The sequence below is a fragment of the Pseudomonas mosselii genome (assembly GCF_003205295.1).
GTDB classification, from domain to species: domain Bacteria; phylum Pseudomonadota; class Gammaproteobacteria; order Pseudomonadales; family Pseudomonadaceae; genus Aquipseudomonas; species Aquipseudomonas mosselii_B.
Genome location: NZ_QJRP01000005.1, coordinates 90595 through 111445, shown reverse-complemented (window position 1 = coordinate 111445; position 20851 = coordinate 90595). Strand labels below are relative to the sequence as shown.

General features: G+C 63.3%; 24 protein-coding genes and 1 tRNA gene. 20 read left to right on the top strand and 5 right to left on the bottom strand.

Annotated features, from left to right (window positions below):
* Window positions 1–217: 217 nt before the first annotated feature.
* Window positions 218–997 carry a peroxide stress protein YaaA gene (gene yaaA, locus DMX06_RS06795; protein WP_110735807.1) on the bottom strand — a complete coding sequence of 260 codons (780 nt, stop codon included), beginning with the start codon at window positions 995–997 and terminating at the stop codon, window positions 218–220.
* 149 nt (window positions 998–1146) lie between these two features.
* Between yaaA and DMX06_RS06790 the strand changes: the two genes are divergently transcribed.
* Entirely contained in the window at window positions 1147–2265 is a 1119-nt protein-coding gene (locus DMX06_RS06790; protein WP_110735943.1) for a polysaccharide deacetylase family protein, read from the top strand.
* A 15-nt stretch (window positions 2266–2280) separates the two neighbouring features.
* Here DMX06_RS06790 and DMX06_RS06785 read toward each other — a convergent pair whose 3' ends face one another.
* The gene (locus tag DMX06_RS06785) at window positions 2281–3171 is read right to left on the bottom strand and encodes a bestrophin family protein (RefSeq protein ID WP_110735806.1); all 891 of its coding nucleotides are present in this window, start codon (window positions 3169–3171) and stop codon (window positions 2281–2283) included.
* Between the two features lie 191 nt (window positions 3172–3362).
* On the opposite strand from DMX06_RS06785, the gene DMX06_RS26270 reads away from it, so the two are divergent.
* Window positions 3363–3524 (top strand): hypothetical protein, encoded by a 162-nt coding sequence (locus tag DMX06_RS26270; RefSeq protein WP_157763504.1) that lies wholly within the window; start codon window positions 3363–3365, stop codon window positions 3522–3524.
* A gap of 156 nt (window positions 3525–3680) precedes the next feature.
* On the opposite strand, the gene DMX06_RS06780 is transcribed toward DMX06_RS26270, so the two are convergent.
* The gene (locus DMX06_RS06780; protein WP_110735803.1) at window positions 3681–4160 is read right to left on the bottom strand and encodes a GNAT family N-acetyltransferase; all 480 of its coding nucleotides are present in this window, start codon (window positions 4158–4160) and stop codon (window positions 3681–3683) included.
* A gap of 411 nt (window positions 4161–4571) precedes the next feature.
* Window positions 4572–4656 (bottom strand) — tRNA-Leu (locus DMX06_RS06775).
* A 108-nt stretch (window positions 4657–4764) separates the two neighbouring features.
* Here DMX06_RS06775 and queA point away from each other — a divergent pair.
* From queA to DMX06_RS06745, 6 genes are all read left to right on the top strand, one after another.
* Window positions 4765–5814, top strand: coding sequence for a tRNA preQ1(34) S-adenosylmethionine ribosyltransferase-isomerase QueA (gene queA, locus DMX06_RS06770; RefSeq protein ID WP_050704349.1), 1050 nt, complete (start codon window positions 4765–4767; stop codon window positions 5812–5814).
* Between the two features lie 14 nt (window positions 5815–5828).
* Entirely contained in the window at window positions 5829–6944 is a 1116-nt protein-coding gene (gene tgt, locus DMX06_RS06765; RefSeq protein ID WP_023629281.1) for a tRNA guanosine(34) transglycosylase Tgt, read from the top strand.
* Window positions 6945–6987: 43 nt separating this feature from the next.
* Entirely contained in the window at window positions 6988–7323 is a 336-nt protein-coding gene (yajC, locus tag DMX06_RS06760) for a preprotein translocase subunit YajC (RefSeq protein ID WP_110735801.1), read from the top strand.
* A 64-nt stretch (window positions 7324–7387) separates the two neighbouring features.
* Window positions 7388–9250 (top strand): protein translocase subunit SecD, encoded by a 1863-nt coding sequence (secD, locus tag DMX06_RS06755; protein WP_110735799.1) that lies wholly within the window; start codon window positions 7388–7390, stop codon window positions 9248–9250.
* Window positions 9251–9260: 10 nt separating this feature from the next.
* Window positions 9261–10169 carry a protein translocase subunit SecF gene (gene secF, locus DMX06_RS06750; protein ID WP_110735797.1) on the top strand — a complete coding sequence of 303 codons (909 nt, stop codon included), beginning with the start codon at window positions 9261–9263 and terminating at the stop codon, window positions 10167–10169.
* A 119-nt stretch (window positions 10170–10288) separates the two neighbouring features.
* Entirely contained in the window at window positions 10289–10837 is a 549-nt protein-coding gene (locus DMX06_RS06745; protein WP_110735795.1) for a glycine zipper 2TM domain-containing protein, read from the top strand.
* A 102-nt stretch (window positions 10838–10939) separates the two neighbouring features.
* Here DMX06_RS06745 and suhB read toward each other — a convergent pair whose 3' ends face one another.
* On the bottom strand, window positions 10940–11758 hold the full coding sequence (suhB, locus tag DMX06_RS06740; RefSeq protein WP_110735793.1) for a type III secretion system regulator SuhB: 819 nt from the start codon (window positions 11756–11758) through the stop codon (window positions 10940–10942).
* Window positions 11759–11909: 151 nt separating this feature from the next.
* Between suhB and trmJ the strand changes: the two genes are divergently transcribed.
* The 12 genes from trmJ (at window position 11910) to rlmN (ending at window position 20839) form a co-directional block, all read left to right on the top strand.
* A complete protein-coding gene (gene trmJ / locus DMX06_RS06735) occupies window positions 11910–12665 on the top strand; it encodes a tRNA (cytosine(32)/uridine(32)-2'-O)-methyltransferase TrmJ (RefSeq protein WP_110735791.1) in 756 nt (251 codons plus the stop codon).
* A gap of 3 nt (window positions 12666–12668) precedes the next feature.
* Window positions 12669–13457, top strand: a complete 789-nt coding sequence (gene cysE, locus DMX06_RS06730; RefSeq protein WP_028689587.1) for a serine O-acetyltransferase — start codon at window positions 12669–12671, stop codon at window positions 13455–13457.
* A gap of 168 nt (window positions 13458–13625) precedes the next feature.
* Window positions 13626–14117 carry a Fe-S cluster assembly transcriptional regulator IscR gene (iscR, locus tag DMX06_RS06725; protein WP_050704358.1) on the top strand — a complete coding sequence of 164 codons (492 nt, stop codon included), beginning with the start codon at window positions 13626–13628 and terminating at the stop codon, window positions 14115–14117.
* Window positions 14118–14161: 44 nt separating this feature from the next.
* Complete coding sequence (locus DMX06_RS06720) at window positions 14162–15376, top strand: IscS subfamily cysteine desulfurase (RefSeq protein ID WP_110735789.1); 1215 nt, start codon at window positions 14162–14164, stop codon at window positions 15374–15376.
* Between the two features lie 46 nt (window positions 15377–15422).
* Window positions 15423–15809 (top strand): Fe-S cluster assembly scaffold IscU, encoded by a 387-nt coding sequence (iscU, locus tag DMX06_RS06715; RefSeq protein ID WP_011532337.1) that lies wholly within the window; start codon window positions 15423–15425, stop codon window positions 15807–15809.
* A 28-nt stretch (window positions 15810–15837) separates the two neighbouring features.
* Window positions 15838–16161: an iron-sulfur cluster assembly protein IscA gene (iscA, locus tag DMX06_RS06710; RefSeq protein WP_023630636.1), complete on the top strand. Its 324-nt coding sequence runs from the start codon at window positions 15838–15840 to the stop codon at window positions 16159–16161.
* Window positions 16162–16169: 8 nt separating this feature from the next.
* Window positions 16170–16691, top strand: coding sequence for a co-chaperone HscB (hscB, locus tag DMX06_RS06705; protein WP_110735787.1), 522 nt, complete (start codon window positions 16170–16172; stop codon window positions 16689–16691).
* A 43-nt stretch (window positions 16692–16734) separates the two neighbouring features.
* A complete protein-coding gene (gene hscA / locus DMX06_RS06700) occupies window positions 16735–18597 on the top strand; it encodes a Fe-S protein assembly chaperone HscA (protein ID WP_110735785.1) in 1863 nt (620 codons plus the stop codon).
* A gap of 3 nt (window positions 18598–18600) precedes the next feature.
* Window positions 18601–18942 (top strand): ISC system 2Fe-2S type ferredoxin, encoded by a 342-nt coding sequence (gene fdx / locus DMX06_RS06695; protein WP_110735783.1) that lies wholly within the window; start codon window positions 18601–18603, stop codon window positions 18940–18942.
* Between the two features lie 10 nt (window positions 18943–18952).
* Entirely contained in the window at window positions 18953–19153 is a 201-nt protein-coding gene (gene iscX / locus DMX06_RS06690; protein ID WP_110699949.1) for a Fe-S cluster assembly protein IscX, read from the top strand.
* Between the two features lie 89 nt (window positions 19154–19242).
* Window positions 19243–19668, top strand: a complete 426-nt coding sequence (gene ndk, locus DMX06_RS06685) for a nucleoside-diphosphate kinase (RefSeq protein WP_110735781.1) — start codon at window positions 19243–19245, stop codon at window positions 19666–19668.
* A gap of 28 nt (window positions 19669–19696) precedes the next feature.
* Window positions 19697–20839, top strand: coding sequence for a 23S rRNA (adenine(2503)-C(2))-methyltransferase RlmN (gene rlmN, locus DMX06_RS06680; RefSeq protein ID WP_110735779.1), 1143 nt, complete (start codon window positions 19697–19699; stop codon window positions 20837–20839).
* Window positions 20840–20851: the final 12 nt, after the last annotated feature.

The window sequence follows — 20851 nt, the reverse complement described above, 5'->3', positions numbered from 1 at the left end:
ACGAACGGTCTTATGGCGTTTTGCAATAAGGATAGGGTGGATGGTTTTTTGGCGTCTGTTATTTGGCGATCTTCAAGCGCAAGCGTGCCCTGTTGCAGGGCGAGGGGGGCTACTTCGCAGCTCTTTCGCGGCACAAGGCCGCTCCTGCAGAGAACAGCGCGGTCCCTGTAGGAGCGGCCTTGTGCCGCGAAAGGGGCGCAAAGCGCCCCCGGGACCATCAGCCCTCAGCGTGATCGCGCAGGAACACCAGATGATCTGGCTTCGACTGCTCGGCACTGTAGTAGTAACCCTGCACATCAAAGCGCTTGAGCTGCTCCGGATCGTTGATCCGCTCCTGGATCACGAAGCGGCTCATCATCCCGCGGGCCTTCTTGGCGTAGAAGCTGATGATCTTGTACTGGCCGTTCTTCAGGTCCTTGAAGTCGACATTGATCACCTGCGCCTTCAACGCGCTCTTCTTCACCGCGCTGAAGTATTCGTTGCTGGCCAGGTTCAGCAGCACGTCGTCACCCTGGTCGGCCAGGGCCTGGTTCAGCCATTCGCTGATGCGCGTGCCCCAGAAGGCGTACAGGTCCTTGCCGCGGGCATTGACCAGCTTGGTGCCCATTTCCAGGCGGTAGGGCTGCATCAGGTCCAGCGGGCGCAGCAGGCCGTACAGGCCCGAGAGCATGCGCAGGTGGTCCTGGGCGTAGCTGAAGTCGTCCTCGCCCAGGCTTTCGGCGTCGAGCCCGGTGTACACGTCACCCTTGAACGCCAGCAGCGCCTGCTTGGCGTTGGCCGGGGTGAAATCCGGGGTCCAGCTGCCGAAGCGTGCGGCGTTGAGGCCGGCGAGCTTGTCGGAGAGGTGCATCAGCTCGGCGATCTGTGCCGGTGCCAGTTCGCGCAGTTGCACGATCAGTTCCTGGGAGTCGTCCAGGTACTGGGGCAGGGTGTGGCGCTGGGTAACCGGCGGGGTGTCGTAGTCGAGGGTCTTGGCGGGGGAAATCACCGTCAGCATCGGGTCGGCTCCTGGAATCGTCGGGCGAATTCTACGGGGCCGCTGGCACAACGCCAAACTATGGCGACGATAGTCACCGAACATCGCCACATTAAACCGCGGGCGGTCGCGCTATAGTGCGCGCCATGCCTTCAAGGAGATTGCTCATCGTGCGTATCGCGTTTGCCCTGTTCGCCGGGCTGCTCAGCCTGGGCGCGCAGGCGGCCCCGGCGGATTTCGTCAGTTTCGACCGTGAGCTGTGGCCCGAGCAGCTGGACAGCCCGACGCTGTTCGACGTGGCGTCGCGGGCGGAGATCCTGTCGTTTGCCCGGGTGCTGCACGAAAGCGAGATGCTCGACGAGCAGGCGCTCAAGACCCGGCTCGGCCTGCGCCAGGTCAACCTGACTGTCGTGCGGGCTGTACGGGCACGTCTGTGGCAGCGCCTGTGGACAAGTTATCAACAGGCGCAGAAGAGTTGCGAGCAGGATGCCTCATTCTGCTACCCGGTCGAGTCCATGGCCGACCTGCGCACGCAGTCCGCCGTTTTCGCCGAGGATGTCGGCACGTTCTATACGGGATGGGTCGAACCCAGCCATCAGTTCCACACTCGCTATCTGGACGAGCAGTTGCGCAAGGCCGCGCTGTTCCCGCAGACCACCAGCGAGGTGGCCAAGCTGTCCAACCGCGAGCGCAATGGCGATGCACTCAACGACCGGATGTTTCTCCTGACCTTCGTCGGCGGCCCAGGGCCCCAGGGCGGCGGCACCGATGCGGTGGCCGCCTACCTGCGGCGGCAGAAGCTCGACGGGATTTTCTTCGTGCTCGGCAATCGCCTGCAGCAACGTCGCGACGCCGGCCCGGTGGATGAGCTGTATGCCGGCCAGTGCGTGGGTATCCAGGGCTGGGAGTACCGCTCACATGCCCAGTGGCAGGACTGGCAGGACTCGCTGCGTCGCAGCCAGGCACGGGTCCAGGCCGACCTGGCGGAGCAGTATGTGCCCTTGTTCCGCCCGCCCTACGGCCAGCGCCGGGGCGATGGCGAGGCATTCATGGACAGCCAGCAGATGCAGGTTTCGCTGTGGGACATCGACGCCCAGGATGACGGGCCGCTGACCGCCGAAGCCTCGGCACAGCGGGTGCTGACGCTGATGCTGCTGTGGCGCAAGGGCGTGATCCAGTTCCGCGACAATCAGCCCAAGGCGCAGCCGGCGCTGGAGTGGTTGCTGCAGCATACTGCCCAGAGCGGGATCGGCTGGGAGGATTGCCGGGAGTACGCTCGGCGGGAATAAAGGAGATCGGGCGGGTTAGTGCGCCAGGGCGCCGCATTGCGCCTCCCGTTGCATCGACTCCAGGTTGCGTTCGATCGTCTCGCAGATCGTGTCCATCGGAATCTGGTGTTCGCTGAAGCGGAACGGGCTCTGCAGGTCCGTGCCGATCCGCTCGATGGCCAGCAGCATGAAGCCCACCACCGTCGAGGCCAGCGGCGTGAACCAGCCCAGCGACTCCACCAGCCCCACCGGCACGATCAGGCAGAACAGCGTGATGAACAGCCGCGGGAAGTACACATAAGGATAGGGCAGCGGCGTATTGGCGATCCGCTCCATCCCGCCCTGGGCGTTGGATATGTCCACCAGGGTCGATTCCAGGCGCGCCAGGCGAATGCTGTCCAGTCGCCCGGCCTGGTACTCCTGGGCCAACAAGGCCGCCGAGCCGCCAAGGATGTCGTTGGCGAAGTTGTTCGAACGATTGCGCCGCTCGAACTCCCCGGGCGGTATGAAGGCCATCAGCTCATCCGGGCACTGCTCACCCTTGAGGTGCGCCGCCAGGCAGTTCACGTAGGCGATATGCCGGCGCAGCAAGGTCGCCTTCACCGGGTTCGGCCCGTCGGCCGGATCGTCGACCAGCGTCAGCACCTGCCGGGCGAAGCTGCGCGAACTGTTCACCAGCGCGCCCCACAGCGTGCGCGCCTCCCACCAGCGGTTGTAGGCGCTGCTGTTGCGAAAGCTCACCAGCACCACCAGCGCCGAGCCCAGCAGGGTGAGCGGGATCAGCGGCAGGCTGAACTTGCTGTTGAAGAACAGCATGAAGTCGATGGTGACCAGCACATCCCAGATCAGCAGCCAGAACAGCGACCAGCCGATGTAGCCGAAGGTCTTGACCACCAGGCGGTACTTGCGGGCGAGGAGGGCTTTCACGTGGGGGAACCTCGATGCGGGGGATGCAGGTTCCGACGTCGCGGGAGGGGCAAGGTTCGGTGGGATTCGTCGCAGGGTGTAACGTGGTTTTTCTGGTTAGAGTTAAAGAAGAGGCCTACAGCAAGCGGTAAAGCTTCCCTCAGGGCTATGGTTTAGGCTCGTCACACATTCACATTGCGAGGTAGTCGTGCATGGCCAGTGAACTGACGCCATTCAAGATTGCGGATCTACTGGATTCCGAGGCAGCGATTCAGGAGTACCTGTTACAGGTAGCGGCCGAAGGTGACGCTGATGAAATCATTCGAGCACAGTCCCATGTCCAGGCAGCGCGCTTGCGTAATACAGAAGGCTAGTCCAGCCAGAACCCTGTCACCCAGCGCTTTGTGCTGGGCTGTCGCACGGTGAGCAGAGTTGCAAGCATCGCCAGCGTGGGAGAGGGCTTGCCCCGCGATGGGCTGCAACGCAGCCCTAATCCAGGCCACACCGCACACCCGTAAATCACCTCAACCTCAGCTCAACACCTGCTTCATCTGCACCAGCGCCACCCGGGATCCATCCGGCGCCCGCCGCTCCTCGATCCCGAACGGTACAAAACCCAGCTGAGTATAAAGCAGCAACCCTGCGGTGTTGTGATTGAAACACGACACCCAGACCTCCCGTGCCGCGAAATCTTCGCGAGCCAGAGCGATCATGCATTGCACAAGGTAGCGCGCCACACCCTGGCCTCGCGCGGTCGGGGCCACCACCACATTACCCAGCGCGCAGACGCCGTCATATTCAGCCTTATAGAAATTGGCGAAGCCAACGATCGCCCCGTCAGCCTCGATCACCGTCGAACCGCTGCGCTGGGCGATGGCTTCGCTCAGTTGCGCGGATGTGAGTGGGTAGGTGGCTTTGGGGAACATATAGAAGAGTTCGTCCGCGCTTTGAGGGAAGTTACAGAGCGTGGCGATGTCGGCAGGTTGGACAGGGCGATGGCTTAGTGGCACGGGGAATGTTCCGATGGGGCTAGAAGCTACTTACCCTGTGCGGCCGGTAACATGAAGTCAATGCTGTGGCTCTACAGTAAATTGCACCAAGTGTGATTTTCTGTGCAGTCAGGAGTGTCGCCAAAGGCTTGGCTAGGTTTGGGAAATGGACTGCAGGGAGTGGGAAAAGCCTTAAAGTACTGGGCTTGAAACGAGCTCGAAGTCCGCCAGGCTTGCACGTTTTTTTGTAGGAGCGGCGCCGCGAAAGGGCTGCGCAGCAGGCCCAGGATCTCGGGCATGGCGCAAACGTCGGGGCTGCGTTGCAGCCCTTTCGCGGCGCAAGGCCGCTCTTATAGGGATCGCGCAGGTAGAGGCATAGGCTAATCGACAGGCACAAAAAAACCGACCATAAGGTCGGTTTCTTCTGGATCTTGGTGCCCCGAGGGAGACTCGAACTCCCACTCCTTTCGAAAACGGATTTTGAATCCGCCGCGTCTACCAATTCCGCCATCAGGGCTTGTGGCGCCGCAGTATAGAGAGGTGCCTTGGGTCGGTCAATCGGCTTTCATGGTCAATTTTCACGCATTGGGCTAAACTTTGCGGCCCTGTCGAACCGAACATCATCATGCGCGTCGCCGATTTTTCTTTCGAACTCCCCGATTCCCTGATCGCCCGCCATCCGCTGGCCGAGCGCCATGGCAGCCGCCTGCTGGTGCTCGATGGCCCCAGCGGCACGCTGGCCCACAAGCAGTTCACCGATCTGCTCGAGTACCTGCGCCCGGGCGACCTGATGGTGTTCAACAACACCCGGGTGATCCCGGCGCGCCTGTTCGGCCAGAAAGCCTCCGGCGGCAAGCTGGAAGTGCTGGTCGAGCGCGTGCTCGACAGCCACCGCGTGCTGGCCCATGTGCGCGCCAGCAAGGCGCCTAAGGAAGGCACGCAGATCCTCATCGACGGCGGTGGCGAGGCCGAGATGGTCGCGCGCCATGACACGCTGTTCGAGCTGCGCTTCAGCGAAGAGGTGCTGCCGCTGCTCGAGCGCGTCGGCCACATGCCGCTGCCACCGTACATCGACCGCCCGGACGAGGGCGCCGACCGCGAGCGCTACCAGACCGTCTACGCCGAGCGCGCCGGCGCCGTGGCCGCGCCTACCGCGGGCCTGCACTTCGACGAAGCGCTGCTGGCGAAGATCGCCGCCAAGGGCGTCGAGCGCGCCTTCGTCACCCTGCATGTGGGTGCCGGCACCTTCCAGCCGGTGCGGGTCGACAAGATCGAAGACCACACCATGCATAAAGAGTGGCTCGAAGTGAGCCAGGACGTGGTCGACGCCGTTGCCGCGTGCCGCGCCCGTGGCGGCCGGGTGATCGCCGTGGGCACCACCAGCGTGCGCTCGCTGGAAAGCGCGGCGCGCGATGGCGAGCTCAAGGCCTTCAGCGGCGACACCGACATCTTCATCTTCCCGGGCCGGCCGTTCCATGTGGTCGATTGCCTGGTCACCAACTTCCACCTGCCGGAGTCCACGCTGCTGATGCTGGTCTCGGCCTTCGCCGGTTACCCCGAGACCATGGCCGCCTACGCGGCGGCGGTCGAGAACGGGTACCGCTTCTTCAGTTACGGTGATGCCATGTTCATCACCCGCAATCCGGCGCCACGCGGCCCAGAGGATCAAGCATGAGTCGCACCTGTCGAATGTCGTTCGAACTGCTGGCCACCGACGGCAAGGCCCGTCGTGGCCGGCTGACCTTCCCCCGTGGCACCGTCGAGACCCCGGCCTTCATGCCGGTGGGCACCTATGGCACGGTCAAGGGCATGCTGCCGCGTGACATCGAGGCCATCGGCGCCGAGATCATCCTCGGCAACACCTTCCACCTGTGGCTGCGCCCTGGTACCGAGGTCATCAAGAAACACAACGGCCTGCACGACTTCATGCAATGGAAAGGCCCTATCCTCACTGATTCCGGTGGTTTCCAGGTGTTCAGCCTGGGCGCCATGCGCAAGATCAAGGAGGAAGGCGTGACCTTCGCATCGCCAGTGGATGGTTCGAAAGTGTTCATGGGCCCGGAAGAGTCCATGCAGGTCCAGCGCGACCTGGGCTCGGACATCGTGATGATCTTCGACGAGTGCACGCCGTACCCGGCCGAGCATGATGTGGCGCGCACCTCCATGGAGCTGTCGCTGCGCTGGGCCCAGCGCTCGAAGAACGCCCACGGCGACAACACCGCGGCGCTGTTCGGTATCGTCCAGGGCGGCATGTACCAGGATCTGCGCATGCGCTCGCTGGAAGCGCTGGTCAACATCGACTTCGATGGCCTGGCCATCGGCGGCCTGTCGGTAGGCGAGCCCAAGCACGAGATGATCAAGGTGCTGGACTACCTGCCCGCGCAGATGCCGGCTGACAAACCTCGTTACCTTATGGGGGTAGGCAAGCCGGAAGATCTTGTAGAGGGTGTGCGCCGCGGCGTCGACATGTTCGACTGCGTGATGCCCACGCGCAATGCGCGCAACGGCCATCTGTTCGTCGATACCGGGGTGATCAAGATCCGCAACGCGTTCCATCGTCATGATGAATCGCCGCTGGACCCGACCTGCGATTGCTATACCTGCACCAACTTCTCCCGCGCTTATCTGCATCACCTGGACAAGTGTGGCGAAATGTTGAGCAGCATGCTGAATACCATCCACAACTTGCGCCATTACCAGCGCTTGATGGCCGGTTTACGCGAGGCTATTCAACAGGGTAAATTGGCCGCCTTTGTCGACGCCTTCTACGCCAAGCGCGGGCTTCCTGTGCCGCCCTTGGACTGACTGTTCGCATCCATTATTAGAAAACATTCATTAGGAGTGCCCAATGAGCTTCTTGATTCCCGCCGCCTACGCGGACGCAGCAGCCCCAGCCGCCGGCCCCGCCGGTACCGGTTTCGAGTGGATCTTCCTGGTCGGTTTCCTGGTCATCTTCTACCTGATGATCTGGCGCCCGCAGGCCAAGCGTGCCAAAGAGCAGAAAAACCTGCTGAGCAACCTGCAAAAAGGTGACGAAGTGGTCACCAACGGCGGCATCGCCGGCAAGATCGTCAAGGTCGCCGACGACTTCGTGGTCCTGGAAGTGTCCGACAACGTCGAACTGAAGTTCCAGAAGGGCGCTATTGCCGCGACCCTGCCAAAAGGTACGCTCAAGGCTATCTGAGTTACCGGTTTCATTTTTCCAGTCGGGGCGCGCAAAGCGCCCCGCGTCTTGAACGGGCGGCGTGATGCTGAACAAATACCCTCTGTGGAAATACCTGCTGATCGTGGTGGTACTGGCGGTCGGCTTCATTTATTCCGCACCCAACCTCTACCCGGATGATCCGGCGGTGCAGATCAGCGGCGCCAGTTCCGCCCTGCATGTCAGCCAGGCCGACCTCGATCGCGTGACCAAGGCGCTGACCGATGCCGGCATCACCGTCAAAGGCGGCAGCCTGGGCGAGAAGGGCAGTGCCCTGGTACGCCTGACCAACCAGGAAGACCAGCTGCCGGCCAAGGATGTGGCGCGCAAGGCCCTCGGCGACGACTATGTCGTGGCCCTGAACCTGGCCCAGACCACCCCGCAGTGGCTGCGCAACCTGGGTGCCAGCCCGATGAAGCTGGGCCTGGACCTGTCCGGTGGTGTGCACTTCCTGCTGGAAGTGGACATGGACAAGGCCATGACCGCTCGCATGAAAGTCTACGAAGGCGAGGTCAAGACCTTGCTGCGCAAAGAGCGTGTCCGCTACCGCAGCCTGCCCCAGCAGGACGGCGGCATCATGCTGGGCTTCGCCGACGATGCTACCCGCGAACAGGCCCGCAGCCTGATCCGCAAGAATTTCAATGACTTCGACCTGACCACCACCGAGCGCAACGAGCTCGCCGTGCTGCGTCTGGCGCTGACCCAGGCGAAAGTCGCCGAGATCCGCGAATACTCGATCAAGCAGAACCTGACCACCGTGCGCAACCGGGTCAACGAGCTGGGCGTGGCCGAGCCGCTGGTCCAGCGCCAGGGCGCCAACCGCATCGTGGTCGAGCTGCCGGGCGTGCAGGACACCGCCGAAGCCAAGCGTATCCTCGGCAAGACCGCCAACCTGGAGTTCCGCTTCGGCGCCGAGCCGGGTGCGTCCAAGGCTACCACCGAGGTGTTCGAGTTCCGCGAAGGCGGCCGCTCCGCCCCGGTCGAGCGCGGCCTGATCATCACCGGTGACCAGGTCACCGACGCCCAGGCCAGCTTCGACGAGCACGGTCGCCCGCAGGTGAACATCCGCCTCGACGGCCACGGTGGCGAGCTGATGAGCCGCGCCACTCGCACCAACGTCGGGCGCAGCATGGCGGTGATCTTCATCGAGCAGAAGCCGGTCACCCGCTACCAGAAGCAGATGGTCGATGGCGTCGAGAAAGAAGTCGCGGTGCAGACCTTCCAGGAAGAGAAGAAGATCATCAGCCTGGCGACCATCCAGTCGCCGCTGGGCAGCCAGTTCCGCATCACCGGCCTGAACGGCCAGGGCGAATCGTCCGAACTGGCCCTGCTGCTGCGTGCCGGTGGTCTGGCCGCGCCGATGTACTTCGCTGAAGAACGTACCATTGGCCCAAGCCTGGGTGCCGACAACATCACCAAGGGTATCGACGCGTCCCTGTGGGGCATGCTGTTCGTCTCGCTGTTCATCATCGCCATCTACCGCGCCTTCGGCGTGCTGGCGACCATCGCCCTGGCGGGCAACATGGTCTTGCTGCTGGCGTTGATGTCGCTGCTGGGCGCTACCCTGACCCTGCCAGGTATCGCTGGTATCGTGCTGACCATGGGCATGGCGGTGGACGCCAACGTGCTGATCTTCTCGCGTATCCGCGAAGAGATCGCCGCCGGCATGTCGGTGCAGCGCGCCATCCACGAAGGTTTCAACCGCGCCTACTCGGCGATCGTCGACGCCAACCTGACCACCCTGTTGGTCGGCGGCATCCTGTTCGCCATGGGTACCGGCCCGGTCAAGGGCTTCGCGGTCACCATGTCCCTCGGGATTTTCACCTCGATGTTCACCGCCGTCATGGTGACCCGCGCACTGGTCAACCTGACCTGCGGCGGGCGTGACATCAAGAAGCTGTGGGTTTGAGGGAGCTGCGATGAAAACCATCAACTTCATGGGCGTGCGCAATGTCGCGTTCGCCATCACCGTGCTCCTCACCGTGCTGGCGCTGTTCAGCTGGTGGCACAAGGGTCTGAACTTCGGCCTGGACTTCACCGGCGGCACGCTGATCGAGCTCACCTACGAGCGTCCGGCGGACCTGGAAAAGGTCCGTACCGAACTGGTCGGTTCCGGCTTCCACGATGCCGTGGTGCAGAGCTTCGGCGCCACCACCGACCTGCTGGTGCGCATGCCGGGCGATGACCCGCAACTGGGCAACCGTGTGGCCGAGGCGCTGCAGAAGATCGGTGGCGACAACCCGGCCACGGTCAAGCGCGTCGAGTTCGTCGGCCCGCAGGTGGGCGAGGAGCTGCGTGATCAGGGCGGCCTCGGCATGCTCCTGGCCCTGGGCGGCATCCTCATCTACCTGGCCTTCCGCTTCCAGTGGAAGTTCGCCGTGGGCGCGATCATCTCGCTGATCCACGACGTGGTGGTCACCCTGGGCATCCTGTCGTTCTTCCAGATCACCTTCGACCTGACGGTGCTGGCGGCGGTGCTGGCGATCATCGGCTACTCGCTCAACGACACCATCGTCGTGTTCGACCGGGTGCGCGAGAACTTCCGCGTGCTGCGCAAGGCCTCGCTGATCGAGAACATCAACATCTCGACCACCCAGACCCTGCTGCGGACCGTCGCCACCTCGGTGTCGACCTTGCTGGCCATCGCCGCGCTGCTGTTCTTCGGCGGCGACAACCTGTTCGGCTTCTCCCTGGCGCTGTTCATCGGTGTCATGGCGGGTACCTACTCGTCGATCTACATCGCCAACGTGGTGCTGATCTGGCTGAACCTGAGCAGCGAAGACCTGATCCCGCCGGTCAAGACCGAGGGTGTGGACGAGCGTCCGTAAGGCTTGTTCCGCGCCATTTGGCGTAAAGAGAGGCGCGAGTGTTGAACTCGCGCCTTTTTTTTTGCTCCAAGGCAGGGAGAAGGCGGGCCGGAGCCCGCAGGTACGATCAGGAGGTTCACGTGAACAAATCAATGCTGGTGGGTGCGGTTCTGGGTGCTGTCGGTGTGACTGCCGGAGGTGCTGTGGCGACCTACAGCTTGGTGAGCAAAGGGCCTGAGTACGCCCAGGTCACCGACGTGCAGCCGATCAAGCAGCAAGTGAAAACGCCGCGTGAGGTCTGCAAGGATGTCACCGTGACGCGCCAGGCGCCGGTCAAGGATCAGCACCAGATTGCCGGTACGGTGGTTGGTGCCATCGCCGGTGGCCTGCTGGGCAACCAGATTGGTGGTGGCACCGGCAAGAAGATTGCCACCGTGGCCGGTGCGGTCGGTGGCGGTTACGCCGGTAACAAGGTGCAGGAAGGCATGCAGGAGCGTGATACCTACACGACCACGCAAACCCGTTGCAACACGGTCAATGACATCAGCGACAAGGTGGTGGGCTATAACGTGACCTATTCCATCGGTGACCAGGTGGGCAAGGTGAAGATGGATCACGAGCCGGGCTCGACCATCCCGCTGGACAAGAATGGCAAGTTGATCCTGGGGCAGAACCAGCCGGGGCAGTGATCTCGGCGCGGCTGCTCCTACAGGGGATCGCACTCCTGGCTGGATTGCGGGCACAAAAAAAGCACCTCGAGAGGTGCTTTTTTTGTGCTCGGCAATCGGCGCTTAGCGCTTCATGTGCTCTGGCAGGTGCGGCTGGATGGCGGTCAGAACGGCCTTGAAGCACTTGATGTTGCCCGCGACGATATGGCCCTTCTCGAGGAAGTCGTGGCCACCGTTGAAGTCGCTTACCAGGCCACCGGCTTCCTGGATCAGCAGCACGCCCGCGGCCATGTCCCACTCGGACAGGCCCGACTCCCAGAAGGCGTCGAAGCGGCCGGCGGCGACATAGGCCAGGTCCAGGCTGGCGGAGCCGGCGCGGCGGATGCCGGCGGTCTGGCCGGTCAGGGCGCGGAACATGCCCAGGTAGTTGTCCAGATCGGCCATCTGGTTGTCACGGAACGGGAAGCCGGTGCCCAGCAGGGCGCCTTCCAGGCTGGTGCGCGAGCTGACGCGCAGGCGGCGGCCGTTGATCTGGGCACCACGGCCACGGCTGGCGGTGAATTCTTCCTGGCGAACCGGGTCGACGATCACGGCGTGCTCGAGGCGGCCGCGGTATTTGCAGGCGATGCTGACGGCGAAGTGAGGGATGCCACGCAGGAAGTTGGTGGTGCCGTCCAGCGGATCGATGATCCACAGGTAATCCTTGCCTTCTTCACCGCTGCCGGCATGCAGGCCGGTCTCTTCGCCCTGGATCGAGTGGTTCGGGTAGGCCTTGCGCAGGGCCTCGACGATGACCTTCTCGGCGGCGCGATCAACCTCGGACACATAGTCCTTGGACTGCTTTTCGTCGACTTTGATGCTATCCAGGCGTTCGATGGAGCGGAAAATCAGTTCACTGGCGCTGCGAGCGGCGCGCAGGGCGATATTCAGCATAGGCTGCATGGGAAGGTCACCTGGAGATGTTAAAGAGGAAAGCCGATCATTCTAGCAGAAATCTTTGACGACAGAAGTGTCACATTTGCTTTCATGGCGTTACGCTGGTCGGTTCTGTAAGATCGAACCCTCCTGTTTCCGTATCCGAGAGCACGACACCTTGCTGCAAAATATTCGTGTTGTTCTGGTCAATACCAGCCACCCCGGCAACATCGGCGGCGCTGCGCGTGCCATGAAAAACATGGGCTTGTCGCGCCTGGTGCTGGTGCAGCCAAAAGAGTTCCCGGCCGCGGACGCCAGCGCCCGCGCCTCGGGTGCCGACGACGTGCTGGGCAACGCCCAGGTGGTCGACAGCCTCGAGCAGGCGCTGGTCGGCTGCAGCCTGGTCATGGGCACCAGCGCCCGTGAGCGCAGCATCCCCTGGCCGCTGATCGACCCCCGCGAATGTGGGGCCAAGGCCGTGGCGCACGCCACCGGCGGCGAAGAGATCGCCCTGGTGTTCGGGCGCGAGCACGCCGGCCTGACCAACGAAGAACTGCAGCGATGTCACTTCCACGTGCACATTCCCTCGAACCCCGACTTCAGCTCGCTGAATCTGGCCGCCGCCGTCCAGGTGCTCTCCTATGAGGTGCGCATGGCCTGGCTGGCAGGGCAGGGCGCGGCGGCGAAGGTCGAGAAGGTCGACGCCAGCGAGCTGGCGACCATGGACGAAATGGAGCTGTTCTACGACCACCTGGAAAAGACCCTGGTGGACATCGGCTTCCTCGATCCCGAGAAACCCAAGCACCTGATGGCGCGCCTGCGCCGGCTGTATGGGCGAAGCTCGGTCGAGCGTCCGGAAATGAGCATTTTGCGCGGTATCCTCACCGAGACCCAGAAGGTCGCACGGGGCGAGCCGCATAAAAGGAAGGACTGACAGATGTTCGAGCGTCTGCGTGAAGATATCCAGAGCGTTTTCCATCGTGACCCGGCGGCGCGCAACGCCTTCGAGGTCCTGACCTGCTACCCGGGGATGCATGCCATCTGGCTGCACCGCCTGGGCAATGCCCTGTGGCGGCGCGATTTCAAATGGCTGGCGCGGCTGGTGTCGAACTTCGGTCGCTGGATGACCGGTATCGAAATCCACCCGGGCGCGACCATCGGTCGGCGTTTCTTCATCGACCACGGCATGGGCATTGTCATCGGCGAGACCGCCGAGATCGGTGACGACGTGACCCTGTACCAGGGCGTTACCCTCGGTGGCACCAGCTGGAACAAGGGCAAGCGCCACCCGACCCTGGAAAACGGCGTGGTGGTCGGTGCTGGAGCCAAGGTGCTGGGCCCGTTCACCGTCGGCGCCGGGGCCAAGATCGGCTCCAACGCCGTGGTCACCAAGGCGGTGCCGGCCGGCGCCACGGCGGTGGGCATCCCGGGGCGGATCATCGTCAAGACCGAGGATGACGCCGTCGAGGCCAAGCGCAAGGCCATGGCCGAGAAGATCGGTTTCGACGCCTATGGCGTCAGCGGCGACATGCCCGACCCGGTGGCTCGCGCCATCGGCCAGATGCTCGACCACCTGCAGGCCGTCGACGAGCGCCTGGAGGGGATGTGCGGCGCGCTGACCCGGATGGGCAGTGACTACTGTGCCAAGGAGCTGCCGGCGCTGCCCGACGACGACTTCGCCGCGGCCTGCGCCGAACTGAAGCAGGGCGACACTCAGTCGCATTGATTGCGCCGGGCCGACACAAGGGGCGTGTGCTTGCGCCCCTTGTCTGCTACACTCGCGCCCGCCTCCCGCATGCATACCCGACTAAAGCACTAGGTCTAATAGTTGACTTAAATGCTCGGGAATCGCATACTCGCACACATCCTGTAACTCCCGTGGTACCCATACGCCATGCGACTGACTACCAAAGGCCGATACGCCGTGACCGCCATGCTTGACCTGGCGTTGCACGCGCAGCATGGGCCGGTGTCTTTGGCCGATATTTCCGAGCGCCAGGGCATCTCCCTCTCTTATCTGGAACAGCTGTTCGCCAAGCTGCGCCGCAGTAGCCTGGTCTCCAGTGTTCGCGGTCCGGGCGGCGGCTACCAGCTGTCGCGGGGCATGGAAACCATCCAGGTGGCCCAGGTCATCGACGCGGTCAACGAATCGGTCGATGCCACCCGTTGCCAGGGCCTGGGGGACTGCCACGCCGGTGATACCTGCCTGACTCACCACCTATGGTGCGACCTGAGCCAGCAGATCCATGAATTCCTCAGTGGCATCAGCCTGGCCGACCTCGTCATGCGCCGCGAGGTGCAGGAAGTCGCCCAGCGCCAGGACCTGCGCCGTGTCGCAGGCCGAGTTGCCCAGCTGGACAAGATTGAGACGTCCGCCGTCGACTGAAACCGCAGCGACGAGCGACGCCACCGCCTGATAGGAGATACTCAATGAAGTTGCCGATCTACCTCGATTACTCCGCGACCACGCCGGTCGATCCCCGTGTCGCCCAGAAGATGGCCGAGTGCCTGCTGGTCGACGGGAACTTCGGCAACCCGGCCTCGCGCTCCCACGTGTTCGGCTGGAAGGCCGAGGAAGCAGTCGAGAACGGCCGCCGCCAGGTCGCCGAGCTGATCAACGCCGACCCGCGCGAGATCGTCTGGACCAGCGGTGCCACCGAGTCCGACAACCTCGCCCTGAAGGGCGTGGCGCACTTCTATCAGACCAAGGGCAAGCACATCATCACCTCCAAGATCGAGCACAAGGCGGTCCTGGACACCGCTCGCCAGCTCGAGCGTGAAGGTTTCGAAGTCACTTACCTCGAGCCTGGCGAAGACGGCATCGTCACTCCGGCCATGGTCGAGGCTGTCCTGCGCGACGACACCATCCTGGTCTCGCTGATGCACGTGAACAACGAAGTCGGCTCGATCAACGACATCGCCGCCATCGGTGAACTGACCCGCTCGCGCGGCGTGCTGTTCCACGTCGATGCCGCGCAGTCGGCCGGCCGCGTCGAGATCGATCTGCAGAAGCTGAAAGTCGACCTGATGTCGTTCTCCGCGCACAAGGTCTACGGCCCGAAAGGTATCGGCGCGCTGTACGTCAGCCGCAAACCGCGCGTGCGCCTGGAAGCCATCATTCACGGCGGTGGCCATGAGCGCGGCATGCGTTCGGGCACCCTGCCGACCCACCAGATCGTCGGCATGGGTGAGGCTTTTGCCATCGCCAAGCAGGAAATGGCCGCCGAGAACGTGCGCATCAAGGCCCTGAGCGACCGCTTCTTCAAGCAGGTCTCGGGCCTCGAAGAGCTGTACGTCAACGGCAGCCAGACCCAGCGCGTGCCGCACAACCTGAACCTGAGCTTCAACTACGTCGAGGGCGAGTCGCTGCTGATGTCGCTGAAGGACATCGCCGTTTCGTCCGGTTCGGCCTGCACCTCCGCTTCGCTCGAGCCGTCCTACGTCCTGCGCGCCCTGGGCCGCAACGACGAACTGGCGCACAGCTCGATCCGCTTCTCCTTCGGCCGCTTCACCACCGAAGAAGAAGTCGACTACGCCGCGCAGAAAGTCTGCGAAGCCGTGAACAAGCTGCGTGAATTGTCGCCGCTGTGGGACATGTACAAAGACGGCGTCGACATCTCCAAGATCGAGTGGGCCGCCCACTAAGCAGTCGCCGGCAAGAGCGGCTCCCTGATGAGGAAGGAATTGCACCATGGCATACAGTGAAAAGGTCATCGACCACTACGAAAACCCGCGCAACGTCGGCAAGATGAACGCCGACGATCCGGATGTCGGCACCGGCATGGTCGGCGCCCCGGCCTGCGGCGACGTGATGCGCCTGCAGATCAAGGTCAACGAGCAGGGCGTCATCGAAGACGCCAAGTTCAAGACCTACGGCTGCGGTTCGGCCATCGCCTCCAGCTCCCTCGCCACCGAGTGGATGAAGGGCAAGACCCTGGACGAGGCCGAGACCATCAAGAACACCCAGCTGGCTGAAGAGCTGGCACTGCCGCCGGTCAAGATCCACTGCTCCGTGCTCGCCGAAGATGCCATCAAGGCCGCTGTTCGCGATTACAAGCAGAAGAAAGGCTTGATCTAAGTCGACTGTTGCGAGGTAAGGAGTTCCGATGGCTATCAGCATGACAGAAGCCGCCGCCAACCATATTCGCCGCTCCCTCGACGGGCGCGGCAAGGGTGAGGGCATTCGCCTGGGCGTGCGCACCACCGGCTGCTCGGGCCTGGCCTACGTGCTGGAGTTCGTCGACGAGCTCGCCGCCGAAGACCAGGTGTTCGAGAACCACGGCGTGAAGGTCATCATCGACCCGAAAAGCCTGGTCTACCTCGACGGCACCGAACTGGACTTCGTCAAGGAAGGGTTGAACGAAGGCTTCAAGTTCAACAACCCCAACGTGCGCGGTGAGTGTGGCTGCGGCGAAAGCTTCAACGTTTGAGGCTGGCCGTGGGTACTCCCTGTCATTTCGCCCTGTTTGAGCTGCAACCCGGCTTTCGCCTGGACCTCGACAAACTGGCCGTTCGCTACCGCGAGCTGGCCCGTGAGGTCCATCCGGACCGTTTCGCCGACGCTTCCGAGCGCGAGCAGCGCGTAGCCCTGGAAAAGTCGGCGGCCCTCAACGACGCCTACCAGACCTTGCGCAGCGCGCCGCGCCGGGCCCGCTACCTGCTGGCCATCGGCGGCCACGAGGTGCCCCAGGAAGTCACCGTGCACGACCCGGACTTCCTGCTGCAGCAGATGCAGTGGCGCGAAGAGCTCGAAGAGCTGCAGGACGAAGCCGACCTCGACGGCGTGGCCGTGTTCAAGAAGCGCCTCAAGGTCGCCCAGGACACGCTGAACGAGGATTTCGCCGCCTGCTGGGATGTTGCTGCAGAGCGTGAGCAGGCCGAGCGCCTGATGCGCCGCATGCAGTTCCTCGACAAGCTCGCCCAAGAAGTGCGCCAACTCGAAGAGCGCCTCGACGATTAACCCCGGCGTTGCCCGTGATGACGCCTAAGGTACTCAGATAAGCATGGCCCTACTGCAGATCGCCGAACCCGGTCAGAGCCCCCAGCCGCACCAGCGCCGCCTGGCGGTGGGCATCGACCTGGGCACCACCAATTCTCTCGTCGCCGCCGTGCGCAGCGGACGCAGCGAGCCGCTGCCCGATGCCCGGGGCAGTGTCATCCTGCCATCCGCCGTGCGTTATCTCGACAACGGTGTCGAAGTCGGCCTGGCCGCGCGCGAGGCTGCCCCCAGCGACCCGCTCAACAGCATCCTGTCGGTCAAGCGCCTGATGGGGCGTGGCCTGGCGGACGTCAAGCAGTTGGGCGAGCAACTGCCGTACCGCTTTGTCGGCGGTGAATCGCACATGCCGTTCATCGACACCGTCCAGGGCCCGAAAAGCCCGGTGGAGGTGTCGGCCGATATTCTCAAGGTGCTGCGTCAGCGCGCCGAGCAAACCCTCGGTGGCGAGCTGGTCGGCGCGGTGATCACCGTGCCGGCCTATTTCGACGACGCCCAGCGCCAGGCCACCAAGGATGCGGCCAAGCTGGCCGGCCTCAATGTCCTGCGCTTGCTCAACGAGCCGACTGCGGCTGCCGTGGCCTATGGCCTGGACCAGGATGCCGAAGGCGTCGTGGCGATTTTCGACCTGGGCGGCGGCACCTTCGACATCTCCATCCTGCGCCTGACTGCCGGTGTCTTCGAAGTGCTGGCCACCGGTGGCGACACCGCCCTGGGTGGCGATGACTTCGACCATGCAATCGCTGGCTGGATCATCGAGCAGGCCGGTTTGTCCGCCGACCTCGACCCGGCCACCCAGCGCCTGCTGCTGCAGACCGCTTGCGCGGCCAAGGAGGCCTTGACCGACAGTGACGCCGTCAGCGTTCAGCATGGCGCCTGGCAGGGTGAACTGACCCGTGCCGCGTTCGAAGCCATGATCGAACCGATGATCGCCCGCAGCCTCAAGGCCTGCCGCCGCGCCGTGCGCGACAGCGGCATCGAGCTGGAGGAAGTCGGCGCGGTGGTCATGGTCGGTGGTTCGACCCGTGTGCCGCGTGTGCGCGAGGCGGTCGGCGCGTTGTTCGGCCGTACCCCGCTGACCTCGATCGATCCGGACCAGGTGGTAGCCATTGGTGCCGCCATCCAGGCCGATACCCTCGCCGGCAACCGCCGCGAAGGCGGCGAGCTGCTGCTGCTCGACGTCATCCCGCTGTCCCTGGGGCTTGAGACCATGGGCGGGCTGATGGAGAAGGTGATCCCGCGCAACACCACCATTCCGGTGGCTCGCGCCCAGGAATTCACCACGTACAAAGATGGCCAGTCGGCCATGATGATCCACGTGCTACAGGGCGAGCGCGAGTTGATCAGCGACTGCCGCTCGCTGGCGCGCTTCGAGCTGCGCGGCATCCCCGCCATGGTTGCCGGTGCTGCGAAGATCCGCGTCACCTTCCAGGTCGACGCCGATGGCCTGCTCAGTGTCGCCGCGCGCGAGCTGGGTTCGGGCGTGGAGTCGAGCATCCAGGTCAAGCCGTCCTACGGCCTGACCGACGGCGAGATCGCCCGCATGCTCAAGGACTCGTTCGAGCACGCCGGCTCCGACAAGCATGCGCGCCAGTTGCGCGAGCACCAGGTCGACGCCGAGCGCCTGCTCGAGGCCGTGCAGGGCGCCCTGGACGCCGATGGCGAGCGCCTGCTCAGCAGCGACGAGCGCGATGCCATTGAATTCCAGATGCAGGAACTACGTGATTTGCTCACCGGCACCGATGGCGCCGCCATCGAGCAACAGACCAAGCGCCTGTCGCAGGTGACCGATGCATTTGCCGCCCGTCGCCTTGATTCGACGGTCAAAGCCGCACTGGCCGGGCGCAACCTGAATGAGATCGAGGAGTAATCGATGCCGCTGGTGACATTCCTGCCGCATGAAAAATTCTGCCCCGAGGGGCTGACCGTGGAAGTACCCGCCGGGACCAACATCCTGGAGCTGGCCCACGATCATCACATCGAGATGGAAAGCGCCTGCGGCGGCGTCAAGGCCTGCACCACTTGCCACTGCATCGTGCGCAAGGGTTTCGACTCGCTTGAAGAAGCCGACGAGCTCGAAGAAGACATGCTGGACAAGGCGTGGGGCCTGGAAGCGCAATCGCGCCTGGGTTGCCAGGTGGTGGTGGCCGATGAAGACCTCACCATCGAAATCCCCAAATACTCGCTCAACCACGCCGCTGAAGCGCCGCACTGAGGTTTGCCCCATGAGCCTGAAATGGATTGATGTACTTGAGATCGCCATCCAGCTTGCAGAAAGCAAGCCCGACGTCGATCCTCGTTACGTGAATTTCGTCGATCTGCACCGCTGGGTGCTGGCACTGCCAGAGTTCAGCGACGATCCGTCACGCGGCGGTGAGAAGGTGCTCGAGGCCATCCAGGCGGCCTGGATCGACGAAGCCGACTAAGCGCACGCTGCAGGTTAGGCAATCCCCTGGAACCCGCGTATAATTCGCGGGTTTAATTTTTCGCAACACTCATATTTCTGGAGTTCTCCATGGCTGTTCAACGTACTTTCTCGATCATCAAGCCTGACGCCGTCGCCAAAAACGTCATCGGCAAGATCACCACTCGCTTCGAAGAAGCCGGCCTGAAAATCGTTGCCTCGAAAATCAAGCAACTGTCCAAAGCCGAAGCCGAAGGCTTCTACGCCGAGCACAGCGCTCGTGGCTTCTTCGGTGACCTGGTTGCCTTCATGACTTCCGGCCCAGTCGTTGTCCAGGTTCTGGAAGGCGAGAACGCCATCGCTCGCAACCGTGAGCTGATGGGCGCTACCAACCCTAAAGAAGCTGCTCCAGGCACCATCCGTGCTGACTTCGCCGAGTCGATCGACGCCAACGCCGTTCACGGTTCGGACTCCGAAGCTGCTGCTGCTCGCGAAATCGCTTACTTCTTCGCTGCTACCGAGGTAACCACTCGCTAAGCGAAAGCTTAAGGGTGAAGGTGAATCCATGACGACATCTACCGGCAAAATCAACCTGTTGGGGCTGACCCTGCAGGAAATGGAACAGTTCTTCGACTCGATCGGGGAGAAGCGCTTTCGCGCTGGCCAGGTGATGAAGTGGATTCACCATTTTGGCGTCGACGATTTCGCCGCCATGACCAATGTCGGCAAGGTCCTGCGCGAAAAGCTCGAGGCCGTTGCCGAGATTCGGGGTCCGGAAGTGGTCAGTGAAGACATTTCCGCCGACGGTACCCGCAAGTGGGTGGTTCGCGTTGCCTCCGGCAGCTGCGTCGAGACCGTCTACATCCCTACCGACGACCGCGGTACGCTCTGCGTCTCGTCGCAAGCCGGCTGTGCCCTGGACTGCAGCTTCTGCTCCACCGGCAAGCAAGGCTTCAACAGCAACCTCACCGCCGCCGAAGTGATCGGCCAGGTGTGGCTTGCCAACAAATCCTTCGGGACCGTTCCGGCCAAGATCGACCGCGCCATCACCAACGTGGTCATGATGGGCATGGGCGAGCCCCTGCTGAATTTCGACAATGTCATCGCCGCCATGAAGATCATGATGGAAGATCTGGGCTATGGCATTTCCAAGCGTCGCGTCACCCTGTCCACCTCGGGCGTGGTGCCGATGATCGACGAGCTGGCCAAGCACATCGACGTGTCCCTGGCACTGTCGCTGCACGCTCCCAACGACGAGCTGCGCAACCAGCTGGTACCGATCAACAAGAAGTACCCGCTGAAGATGCTGCTGGAATCGTGCATGGGCTACATGTCCACGCTCGGCGGCAAGCGCGTGCTGACCATCGAGTACACCCTGCTCAAGGACGTCAACGACCAGCCTGAGCACGCGGCACAGATGATCGAGCTGCTGCGCGACGTGCCGTGCAAGATCAACCTGATCCCGTTCAACCCGTTCCCGCATTCTGGCTACGAGCGACCGAGCAACAATGCCATCCGTCGCTTCCAAGACCTGCTGCACCATGGCGGCTTCAACGTGACCACGCGCACCACCCGCGGTGACGACATCGACGCCGCCTGCGGCCAGCTGGTGGGGCAGGTCAACGACCGTACCCGCCGCAGCGAGCGCTACATCGCCGTACGCCAGCTGGCTGCCGACGAGCCGCAAGACAGCGCCGCGCGCCCCTGACGAGCACCTGCC